Annotated in this window: 10 protein-coding genes; 5 read left to right on the top strand and 5 right to left on the bottom strand. The window is 35.5% G+C overall.

Annotated elements, in window-relative coordinates; genetic code table 11:
• Nucleotides 1-224: 224 nt before the first annotated feature.
• The 5 genes from CD036_RS06520 to larA form a co-directional block, all read right to left on the bottom strand.
• Nucleotides 225-1,418 (bottom strand): M20 metallopeptidase family protein, encoded by a 1,194-nt coding sequence (locus CD036_RS06520; RefSeq protein WP_103388361.1) that lies wholly within the window; start codon nt 1,416-1,418, stop codon nt 225-227.
• 246 nt (nt 1,419-1,664) lie between these two features.
• Nucleotides 1,665-2,843 (bottom strand): nickel pincer cofactor biosynthesis protein LarC, encoded by a 1,179-nt coding sequence (larC, locus tag CD036_RS06515; protein WP_103388237.1) that lies wholly within the window; start codon nt 2,841-2,843, stop codon nt 1,665-1,667.
• Nucleotides 2,844-2,858: 15 nt separating this feature from the next.
• The gene (gene larB / locus CD036_RS06510) at nt 2,859-3,617 is read right to left on the bottom strand and encodes a nickel pincer cofactor biosynthesis protein LarB (RefSeq protein ID WP_103388236.1); all 759 of its coding nucleotides are present in this window, start codon (nt 3,615-3,617) and stop codon (nt 2,859-2,861) included.
• Nucleotides 3,618-3,640: 23 nt separating this feature from the next.
• On the bottom strand, nt 3,641-4,462 hold the full coding sequence (gene larE / locus CD036_RS06505; RefSeq protein WP_002509031.1) for an ATP-dependent sacrificial sulfur transferase LarE: 822 nt from the start codon (nt 4,460-4,462) through the stop codon (nt 3,641-3,643).
• 16 nt (nt 4,463-4,478) lie between these two features.
• Entirely contained in the window at nt 4,479-5,741 is a 1,263-nt protein-coding gene (larA, locus tag CD036_RS06500; protein WP_103388235.1) for a nickel-dependent lactate racemase, read from the bottom strand.
• A 413-nt stretch (nt 5,742-6,154) separates the two neighbouring features.
• Here larA and coaA point away from each other — a divergent pair, with 413 nt between their 5' ends.
• From coaA to araA, 5 genes are all read left to right on the top strand, one after another.
• On the top strand, nt 6,155-7,054 hold the full coding sequence (gene coaA, locus CD036_RS06495; protein ID WP_002509029.1) for a type I pantothenate kinase: 900 nt from the start codon (nt 6,155-6,157) through the stop codon (nt 7,052-7,054).
• Nucleotides 7,055-7,322: 268 nt separating this feature from the next.
• A complete protein-coding gene (locus CD036_RS06490; protein WP_002509028.1) occupies nt 7,323-8,405 on the top strand; it encodes a GntR family transcriptional regulator in 1,083 nt (360 codons plus the stop codon).
• Nucleotides 8,406-8,543: 138 nt separating this feature from the next.
• Complete coding sequence (locus CD036_RS06485; protein WP_021459682.1) at nt 8,544-10,166, top strand: xylulokinase; 1,623 nt, start codon at nt 8,544-8,546, stop codon at nt 10,164-10,166.
• Nucleotides 10,144-10,839 (top strand): L-ribulose-5-phosphate 4-epimerase, encoded by a 696-nt coding sequence (locus CD036_RS06480; RefSeq protein ID WP_021459681.1) that lies wholly within the window; start codon nt 10,144-10,146, stop codon nt 10,837-10,839. The genes CD036_RS06485 and CD036_RS06480 overlap by 23 nt, the downstream gene beginning before the upstream one ends.
• A 12-nt stretch (nt 10,840-10,851) precedes the next feature.
• Nucleotides 10,852-12,273: an L-arabinose isomerase gene (araA, locus tag CD036_RS06475; protein WP_103388234.1), complete on the top strand. Its 1,422-nt coding sequence runs from the start codon at nt 10,852-10,854 to the stop codon at nt 12,271-12,273.
• Nucleotides 12,274-12,292: the final 19 nt, after the last annotated feature.

Genomic DNA, 12,292 nt, shown 5'->3' with positions numbered 1-12,292 from the left:
TCACTCCATGACGATCGATAAAATAATTGGTTTTGTTGGCAGTTTTTGTGCACGCTTTCCGCGGGCACAGCTCAGCCTGTAGTCTTCGCTTGTGCTATTTCCGCAGGAGTCGGCATAAAGCCCTGTCAATATTTGGCCTAAAAGACCATTGGTATTTAATAAAATTAACTAATAGATATAAAAACAAACCTTAGGGGCTCTCTCCTAAGGTTTGTCTGCGTTTGTTATGCGTTTTGTAAACGATCTAATGTGATATCAATGAGTGATTTTGCTGCTACGAGTAAACAATCTTCATTGACTTCAAATTTAGGGTGATGATTCATATAAGGTGTGTCTACATTATATGGTTTGCTACCTATGAAATAAAAGGTACCAGGTATTTGTTGTAAATAATACGCAAAATCTTCTGACCCTGTGACTTGCGGTATTTCTATTAGGTGTTGGAAGTAATCACCTTTGCTTTGTGTTAATACTTTTGCAGCATTATCAGTTTGTGTTGGATGATTATATAACACCGGATAACCAAATTGATAATCAAGGTCATACGTAACGTCAAAGCCAAGCGCAACACTTTGAGCAATTTTTTCGATTTCTTGATACATAAACTGCTCTAAGTCATCATTTAAATAACGGGCTGTTCCTTTTATTGTCACTGTATCTTGAATAACATTAGCAGTTCCCGGTGCGTCAAACGCTCCAATTGTTATTACGCCGGTATCTAATGGGTCTATTCTACGAGAAACTATAGTTTGGATGGCATTGACAAACTGTGTCCCAGCAATTAAAGCATCATGTGTTTTATGTGGACTGGCTGCATGACCGCCTAAGCCTTTAATTGTTAATGTGAATGTTGAACTACCAGCAAATGCATTATTTTTATTATAGGCAATGGTATCAGGTTCTACAGCTGGTACAATATGGATACCATAAATTTCATCAACATCTGTTAAAGCTCCAGTAGCTAAAATTTGTTGAGCGCCACCTGGTGGTAGTTCCTCGGCATGCTGATGGATAATTTTTATAGTGCCAGAAAGTTCTTCTTTAACCTCGATTAGTGCATTTGCAACACCTAATAAATAGGCAGTATGGGCATCATGACCACACGCATGCATGACACCTTCATTTTGTGATTTGAAGGGCACTTCTGTTTCTTCTGAAATTGGTAAAGCATCAAAATCAGCACGTAAACCAATCGTTTTACCAGGTTGACCTCCTTTAATTTCAACGATAATCGCATGTGCATCTGATACAGGTTGTTTGAGTGATACATCCTTATTGTGATAAAAGTTTTTGATATACTCTGCGGTATTACTCTCTTGAAATGATAATTCAGGATGTTGATGTAAATGTCGACGTATCTGAATCATTTCTTGTTCTTGATCTTCCACTAAATGGAATAACTTGTCTTTCAAATTCATAAACATACACGCTTCTTTCACTTTTGAATAACTGCACAATCAATAATTTAATAGTTTGTTATTTAATTATGCATGATATAAATATTAAATTAAATCTTTTATTATTTCAATTATGAAAACAAATGTATTTTTTAATAGTTTGAATTTAATGGGGGATTTATCTCAGTTAAATGTAAAAAACAGACGTACCTCTCATTCAATTATTGGGTACGTCTGTGTTCTAATATATTATTGATATGAAGATATTTAGTTAAGGTGACCATAGTGTTGATGAATTTCAGCACTAATTTCTGAATATAATTGGTGTAACGGCTGTCCAGTTTCATGCGCAATACGGCGCATGTCACTAAATTCAGGCTTTATTTTTATTGTTTTGGACCCAAGCTTAGCAATTTTAATAGTTATATCCCCGTATTGTGTTGACAGCGTGTCGAAATCACGTTCGAGTACACGTCTTTGGACAGTACTGCTTCGTACGCCCAGTGTTGTAGTATGTAGCAAAAGGTAGTCTTCGAAAAAAGGCTTGTTTGCTAGTTCGCATATTACGGTTAAGGCGATAGCAGGGCGATTTTTCTTCATAGAAATTGGCGTGTAATATACGTCTAATGCACCTTTTGCTAATACACTATCTAAAAAATCTCCTAATGTTTCGCCTGTCATATCATCAATTTGGCATTCTAACACTTGCACTGTATCTTGTTGTGCAGCTGATGCTGTGAATTGAACAAGCCTTAACACATTTGGAAAGTCAAAATCTTTTGTACCTGCGCCATAGGCTATATTTGTTGGTATGATAGCAGGCATAGGACCGAAATGTGTAGCTAAACTTTTAACTATAGCCGCTCCCGTAGGTGTAGTTAATTCGCTTTCAACGTCAAAATTTGCCAGCGGTACACCTGTTAATATTTCGAGGGTTGCTGGTGCAGGTACAGGGTAGATACCATGTGCAATATGTATTCTACCATGGCCAGTTGGAATGGTTGAGCAATATATTGAATCTATATTTAAATCTTCTAAAGCCAGACAACAACCGATAATATCGATGATAGAGTCCATTGCTCCTACCTCATGAAAGTGTACTTCTTCTATTGGCATGCCATGTATTTTAGCTTCTGCTTGTGCAATTTCAGTAAAGATTTGTGTACTACGTGTTTTGACACGTTCAGGTAATGTACTTTCTGTTATAAGTTTATAAATATCAGCAGCTTTACGATGGTGGTGTGCTTCGGTAAAGTCGATAGTTAAAGTTTGGGCATTGATACCTTGTTTGACTTGTTTGGTAAAGCTTAAATCAAATGTATCAATAGGTAACTTCTGCAATTCAGCAGTAATATATTCAGGATCTGCACCTAAATCTACTAAAGCAGCTAAAAACATATCACCGGCAATACCAGCATGGCAATCAATATAAATTGCTTGTGTCATACTAAAACTCCTCTTTTAATCTTTTTCGAGCATCTTTATAAGTTGGGCAGCATTATAGCCACCACCAAAACCATTATCGATATTTAAAACACTTGTGCCTGGTGCACAGCCATTGAGCATAGCTAAAAGTGTAGTTACCCCTGATAGGTTTGCACCGTAACCAACACTGGTCGGGATTGCATAGACTGGATGGTCTACTAAACCTGATACGACGCTACTTAAGGCGCCTTCCATACCCGCTACGACAACGGATACTGAACTATTACGAATGTCTTCGATACTTTCAAATAGACGATGTATACCTGAAACACCAACATCATAAAAACGCTTAACTGCAATGCCCATGACTTCTGCAGTGAGTGCAGCTTCTTCTGCGACTGGCAAGTCAGAAGTGCCAGCACAGATAATAGCAGCATAATGCGTAGAAGGAGTGATAGTTTCAATGGGTGTACATATAATATTAGCCTGTGCGTGATATGATAATTCTGGATGACGTGCTAATACATACTGTGCTTTGCTTTCAGATACACGTGTAGCTAATATCGTTTGGTCGTTGGACTTTAAACTGTGTATAATATCATCAATTTGTTCAGCACTTTTTCCATCGCCGTAAATAATTTCGGGAAAACCTTGACGTTGTGAACGATGTAGGTCTATTTTAGCGAAGCCCAAATCATCAAATTGTTTAAGCTGACTTTTAGCATCGTTAATCGATAATTGCTTCGATTGTACTTGTTGTAAAATTGCATCTAGATCGTTTGTCTTATCGGTCATGTTCTAACGCAGCCTTTCATAACTTAATGTGATGCAGAGGAATTTAAAACTTCATTCATACTACCTACACGATAACCGTCCATGTCGATTGTTACATAGTCAAAACCTAATTCTTTTAACTGTAAACTAATAGCTTGACGGTGTTGTACTAAAGTCGCAATATCTGCGTCAGCAACTTCAATACGTGCGATATTGTTATGGTAACGTACACGTACATGATTGATATTTAAATTTAAAATGATTTTTTCTGCTTCATTCACTTTAGTTATTTTGTCCATAGTTAAAGTTTCTCCATAAGGTATGCGTGATGCTAAACTACATAATGCTGGTTTATTCCACACTGGGAGGTCAGCTTGTTTGCTTAATGTTCTGACTTCATACTTGTAGAGTTCAACTTCTTGTAAGACACTGCGAACGGAGAAATCATCACGAGCTTGTAGTCCAGGACGATAATCATCTAGGTCATCCATAATCATACCGTCTAACACATAAGCACAATGATATTTATGTTTAAGGTCGTCTAATTGTGCATACAATAAACGTTTGCTGTAATACCAACTTTGTGGAGTATTGTTGACAATATTTGCGTCTTGTAATTCTTCAATTTCTGTTTCAATTACGTGCGCACCTAATTGTTGTGCTAGCTCTGTAGCTTGTGTGAATTCTTCATGGCGGAAAAGTTCTGACTTCACGATTACACCAATAACATTATCTGATCCTAAAACTTCAATCGCTTTATGCAATACTAATGTGCTATCGACCCCACCTGAAAAAGCGACTATAACACGTTTCATTGATTGTAAGACTGTTGTTAGTTGTTTGTTTTTTTCTTCTAATGTTAGCATTTTTAATCCTCCTCTTTTATGATTCAACGTAAGGTATCGTAAGTGGACCTTGTGGCATGACACCGATAGTTAAAGGTTTGCCTTTTTCTCTTGCTAATGACTCCAAGGTTTTCTCAATATTATCAGTAGGTTTCAACATGGAATCTAGTAACTGTTGGTCTGTCAATTTTGAATAAACATAAACGTTAGCGAATGTTTGAATGCTAGCTTGTTTTTGGACTTGCCATTGATCCATTTCTTGGAAATTAGGGTCATGTATTATGTCTAAAATACCTTGTGGCGTTTCTGCTAATTTGAAAATTTCAGCAAATTTACCATGATCTGGAAAGCCATCAGCACATTCGGATACCATGATGATGGTACCACCTTCTTTCACTATTTTATGAGCAGCACTCATACCTTTTACAGTTTGATATAAGTTTTGGTCAAGCGGGTAACCTGAGTTGGAAGCTATGACAACATCAAAACGTTCGTCACATTTAAACATAGCGTGGTTTTTGACGTAGTCACATCCTGTATCGTGTGCTTCATATAACTCACCTGCAAAGACTTTGGTAATTGCTTTATCTTTGTTAAGTGCTACATTGAGCATGAAATCTGGTTTACACATTGCATTAATTTCACGAGTCATATCTTGAACAGGGTTATCAATCATATTGCCCCATGTAGAACGAATATCACCAATCATTTGAGCATTGTGAAAGGTCATGATTGTTTCGAAACCAGCAATACCTGGCATAATACCTTTAGGACCACCTGAAAATCCGGCGAAAAAATGCGGTTCGATAAAACCAGTGACAATTTTAAAATCAGCTGCTACATAATCCTTGTTTAAATAAACATCACAACCGTACTTACTGTGACCAACTTTGGTCAAACTATCATAGTCGTGGCAATGGTTATGCACAATGCGTATGTTTGCTACAATATCTTCACCTAACATTTGGACCAGCTCTTCTCTTGTTTGGTCTCTATGTGTACCTGTTCCATTAATAATGACGAAATTTTCTTTAGGAACATGACTTAATGCGCGCAACAAACATGGTACTAAAATGTGATTAGGCGTAGGTCGTGTAATGTCACTAATCACAATAGCTACTGTATCTGTTGCTTTAACCATAGTATGTAGTGGTGGTGAGGCAATGGGTTGCGTTAAAGCGTCCATAATTGACTCAACATCATTATCTAGTGGTGGTATAGTGCTAGGTTCAATAAGAGTACTGTGATCTGGTACATCGATCTCTACGTCAGATTTACCATATAGAACTTTTGTCTTCACATTCATCACTCCAGTAATGTAGTTGTTAAAAATGTAAGTGTTTACATTATAGTACTAATTGCACTAATTTTAAAACTTTAGTATTTCTCATAATTTGATATTGCAAGAAAAACAAAATATAAATAGCAGCGATTTTGAAACGTGCTGACGCCCGGGGAAGTAGTATGAGTGAGAAACTACAGGCTCAAACTATGCCCTAGGCAAGCATGCACGTTCAAAATAGTATTAACCATTAGTGAAAATATGAGTTTCTGTTCTCTCTATACTAGATTAAAGCGGATACATTAAATTTCGAAATTATCATTGAAACCATGAGAATGTTACATTATACTTGTTGAGATTGATTATATTGAAGTGAGTTATGTCAAAGTGAATGAATTGGTATAACAGTTTGTATAAAGGGAGCTAGGCTTGTGGAATTTTCTAAAGAAGAATGGCAAAAAGTGCAAAGTTCAACAAATATAGAGTTAGATGATATTAACTTAGAAGAAATACTTAGTTTCAACGATTATGCAACAAAACAGGAAATTAAATCCTTGTATTTTCCTCTAATAGATTTATTGTCAGAAAAAGCACAGCGCCATATGGATTATATTAGTTATGTACATAATAAATTACTTAATAAACACCACAAAACACCATTTATTATTGGGGTTTCTGGTGGGGTGGCTGCTGGGAAGAGTACGATAGCGCGATTATTATTGGAATTATTAAAAAAAGAAAATCCAACGTGGAAGGTAGATCTGATTACGACAGATGGTTATATTTTACCTAAGCAACAACTGTTAGAGCAAAATATAATGTCAAAAAAAGGTTTTCCAGAAAGCTATGAAACTAAAACACTCATCCAACACTTAAAAGCTATTAAAGCTGGGGAAAAAGTTGCAACTTATACGTATTCCCATTTAACGTATGATCGGTTAGTCGAGCAATTTCATTATATTCATCAACCGGATATTTTAATTATTGAAGGAGTGAATATATTTCAAGTTCATAGCCAAGCATCAGAGCTTGTAACTGATTATATAGATTATAAAATTTATCTTGATGTCGCTTTAGAAGTAATGAAAAAGTGGTATATCGAACGGTTCTTAAAACTACAGCAAAGTGCTTTCCAAAAACCAGAATCACATTTTTATCAATATAAAGATTTAACGGAAACAGAAGCAATAGCAATTGCTAAACAATTGTGGACAAATGTAAATGAACCTAATATTTTGCATAATATCTATCCTACTAAAAATAGAGCTGATTTAGTGTTACACAAAGCTGAAAATCATACGATTACGCGCTTAACTTACAATAAATTTTAGTTACTATTTTGACTTATAGCAAAGTGCACGCATTACGTGAACATATTAAATTTAAATTGCTATTGGTTCATACAAGTAAGCAGACTTGAACGCCTTTTTAAAAAGGTAGTCAATTCTGCTTACTTTTTCTTTTCGTGCATTTATGACACAATATTAACTATCTGTCATATTTTATATAACGTGCTAGATAAATATAAAAGTGCGTTAAATAGTTATGCTATACTAAATGTGTATGAGAAAATTAGGTAATACTAGGAGATCGTCAGATATGAATAAGCCCAAATATCAAGTAATAGCCGATGAAATTAAAGGCAAAATTCTCGATAAGAGTTATCACGTGGGTATGTTGTTACCGACGGAAAAACAATTTCAAGATAATTATCAAGTTAGCCGTTATACAATTCGACAAGCAATGGATATCCTTGTGGCAGAAGGCTATATAAAAAAAAGAAAAGGTGCTGGCTCATATGTGAGCTATAGTTTTTTAAATGCGCAGCAAACAACAGGAACTAAAAAAATTGGTGTTATTGTGACGTACTTATCCGACTATATTTTTCCCAGTATTATAAGAGGTATTGAACACGTGTTACGTGATAATGGTTATTCTTTAATATTAGCGAGTACAAATAATAACCATGATGAAGAGCGCAAATGCTTAGAAATGATGTTAAATCAAGGCGTGACAGGATTAATTATCGAACCGACGAAAAGTAATGTTTATAACCCTAATCTATCTTATTATTCTATGTTCAAACAACGGGATATACCAATACTTATGATTAATGCTACGTATGATGAGCTAAACTTACCGTATATTGCAATTGATGATATTAAGTCAGGCTATTTAGCAACACAATATTTAATTGATCATGGTCATGAAGATATCGCATTAATTACTAAGATTGATGATAATCAAGGAAAATTACGAATGAAAGGTTATTTTAATGCCTTCGAACATAATAATATTATTTTCAAGGGTGAGCATATTTACACTTATGATACTGAAAATAAACGCCAAGTAGTAGAACAGATAGTCCAACACATTCAACAACAAAAAATATCAGTTTCTGCAGTTGTCTGTTATAACGATGAAATCGCGTATCAAATCATTCAACGTTTAAGACAACTTGGATTTAGTATACCGAATGATATTTCGGTTGTTGGGGAAGACAATTCTGTATTGAGTAGATTAAGCGATATGAATTTAACAACCACATCACATCCGCAAGAGTTGTTAGGAGAAAAGGCAGCTAACTGGATGATAGAGACTATTGACACAGATAAAATACAGCCAGAAGAACGTATCGACACATATATTATAGAACGTAATTCAGTTAAAAAAATAAATTAAGCCCCCAAATCAACAGCCGCGTTGGTTTGGGGTTTTAATTAGCTGATATTTGTACGGACAAAAATATAATTATATTGACATGTACGGACAAATGTTTTATATTTATATTGAAAACGGTTACAGTAATGGGGTGTTGAAATGAGAGTAAGTACGCAAGAATTAAAGCAAGAAGATATATCGATTGGTATTGAATTAGGATCGACTAGAATTAAAACTGTAGCAATAGATAGTCACTTGCAAGTAGTAGCATCAGGTAATTTTGATTGGGAAAATCAATTGAAAGATGGTTACTGGACTTATTCGCTTAACGATGTATGGGTTGGGTTACAACAAAGCTATCAAATGATGGCAAAAGAGTTAAAAAGCACATATGATATTACGTTGAAGCGAGTTAAATCTATAGGCATCAGTGCAATGATGCATGGTTATTTAGCTTTTAACGAACAAGAAGATATCCTTGTACCATTTAGAACTTGGCGTAATGGTAATACTACTGCAGCAGCAAAGGAATTAAGTAATGCATTTAACTTTAATATTCCTGAACGTTGGAGTATTGCTCATATTTATCAAGCGATGTTGTCAGCAGAACCACATACACATCAACTAGATTATGTGACAACTTTAGCAGGATATGTTCATTGGTATTTAACAGGAGAAAAGGTCATAGGTATTGGTGATGCATCAGGAATGTTTCCAGTAGATCCACAAGAAAAAGCTTATAGACAAGATTTATTAGAAATTGCGAATAAGCTATTTGCAAGTCATGGCTACACACAACAATTAGAACAACTGTTGCCAGAAATACGATTAGCCGGCGAACAAGGTGGAACATTAACTGACATAGGTGCCAAATTACTAGATCCAACAGGTGAACTTGAAGGTGGTTGTATCTTATGTCCACCTGAAGGAGATGCTGGCACAGGTATGGTTGCTACAAATGCAGTAACAGTTAATACTGGCAACATCTCAGCAGGTACAAGTTCTTTTGCGATGATAGTGTTAGAACAAAGTTTGCAAGCAATGTATCCAGAAATTGATATTGTAACGACGCCAGCAGGTGATGAAGTTGCTATGATTCATACAAATAATTGCACATCAGATATCAATGATTGGATGCGACTGTTTAACGAAGTCTTACAGACTTTAGGTATCGATATTTCACATGAACAGTTGTACGGACAACTTTTTGAAGCATCATTAGCTAGTGATGATGATGTTGGTGGTCTATTATCTTACAACTATATTTCTGGTGAGAATATTACTGATGTTGCAACTGGATATCCTTTATTCTTACGGGAACCAACAAATAATTTTAATTTAGCTAATTTTATGAAAATGCATTTATATAGTGCTTTTAGCACATTGAAAATAGGAATGGATTTGTTGCAAACGCAAGAATCAGTCACTGTAAATAAGTTAATTGCACATGGTGGTATTTTTAAAACGAAAAAGATAGCTCAACAAGTATTAGCATCGGCTGTAAACAATGATATTACAGTTATGGATACGGCGAGTGAAGGTGGTGCATGGGGCATTAGTATTTTAGCTTATTATAGTGCAGTACAAGAGCCAATATCATTGGAAGCATTTTTAAATGACTATGTATTTGAAGATGCAAGTGAAGTGACAATGACGCCTTCACCACAAGGGGTTGTTAATTTTAATAACTATGTAGCAAAAGTAAAACAAGCATTACCGATTGAACAAGGTATTGATAAATACTTAGGAGGCGAAGCAGATGCTCGAACAATTAAAAGCTGAAGTTTATCAAGCAAATCTAGAATTACCTAAGCGTGGATTAATTAAATATACATGGGGAAACGTCAGTGCATTCGATACTGAAACACAATTATTTGTTATTAAACCAAGTGGTGTAGATTACGCAACGATGCAACCAGCTGATATGGTGGTTTGTAATTTACAGGGTGAAGTTGTAGAAGGCAGCTTGAGACCTTCATCAGATATGCCTACACATGCAGTGTTATATCAACAATTTGGAGATATCGGCAGTGTGGTACACACACATTCACCGTGGGCTACTACATGGTCACAATCTGGATTAGATGTACCTGCTATGGGAACGACGCACGCTGATACATTTTATGGTTCCATCCCATGTGCACGATTTTTAAACTCCGATGAAATCAACAATGATTATGAATTGGAAACTGGAAATGTCATCGTTGAAACGTTTAAGAATCAAGGTATTAATCCACATGATGTACCTGCAGTATTATTACATGGACATGCACCATTTGTCTGGGGAGAAGATTGTGAGCATGCAGTAATGAATGCAGTTGTGTTAGAAGAAGTATGTAAAATGAATATCTTTACACGACAATTAAACCCATTTGCGGAAGCGCTTCCTCAAGAAATATTAGACAAACATTTTGAGCGCAAACATGGGGCGAATGCTTATTATGGGCAAAATTAAGGAGGAATAATAATGGCAGAGAATAAAAAATTTTGGTTTGTGGTAGGATCACAAGCTTTATACGGTGAAGATGCATTAGACCAAGTTAAGAGCAACGCACAAGATATAGCAAATGAATTGAATAATAAAGCAGACTTGCCGTTTGAAATTGAATTACAACCACAGTTAGCAACTTCTGCAGATGTAATTACTCAAATTATGAAAGAAGCTAATTACCGAGATGATATTTTAGGTGTTATTACATGGATGCACACATTTTCACCAGCAAAAATGTGGATTAGAGGTACACAATTATTACAAAAACCTTTACTGCATTTAGCGACGCAATATCGTAATGATATAGATTGGCAACATATCGATATGGATTATATGAATTTACATCAATCAGCACATGGCGATAGAGAATATGGCTTTATCAATCGTCGTTTAAATAAGCAAAATGAAATTATTTTTGGTGATTGGCAGAACACCGAAATTCAAAGCCAATTAAAGGCATGGATGCATGTGGCATATGCTTATAATGAAAGCTTTGGTCTGAAAGTAGCACGATTTGGTGATAATATGCGTAATGTTGCTGTTACAGAAGGCGATAAGATAGAAGCACAAATTCAATATGGCTGGACTGTAGATTATTATGGAATTGGTGATTTAGTTAGCTATGTTAACGAAGTTAAAGAAGAAGAAATAACTCAATTATTTGAAGTATATCAACAACAATATGATTTTGACTATCGTAATTATAGTGAAGACGATTTTAATGCATCTGTTATTGAACAAATCAAATATGAGATTGCGATAAAACGATTTTTAGATGATGGCGGTTATAGCGCGTTTACGTCAAATTTTGAAGATTTACATGGCATGAAACAGTTGCCTGGCTTAGCGGTACAGCGTTTGAACGAACAAGGTTATGGATTTGCAGGTGAAGGTGATTGGAAAACGGCTGCACTAGATAGATTATTGAAAATCGCTGCACAAAATGAAGCGACAGGGTTTATGGAAGACTACACATATGATTTAAGAAAAGATCAAGCACATATTTTAGGGTCACATATGTTAGAAGTAGATCCTACACTGGCAGCTACTAAACCTAAAATTGTAGTTAACCCTTTAGGAATTGGTGACAAAAACGATCCAGCGCGATTAGTTTTTGATGGTAAAGCAGGTGATGGTGTAGTAGTCACGATGGTTGATTTAGGAACACATTATAAGTTTATTGTGAATGATATTACCGCCAAACAGTTAGATGAACCTGCCCCACATTTACCAGTTGCACGAGTGTTGTGGGAAGTGAAACCGTCGTTAACAACTGGTGTGAAAAGATGGCTTGAAGAAGGTGGCGGGCATCATACGGTTTTATCTTTAGCGTTAACTAAAACACAAATTTTAATGCTATTAAAAATGTTTAATGCTGAATATACGATAATAGATTAATTTCACTTATTACGCATAG

The organism is Staphylococcus arlettae, assembly GCF_002902345.1.
Taxonomy (GTDB): domain Bacteria; phylum Bacillota; class Bacilli; order Staphylococcales; family Staphylococcaceae; genus Staphylococcus; species Staphylococcus arlettae.
This window is presented reverse-complemented; position numbering and strand designations above follow the sequence as displayed.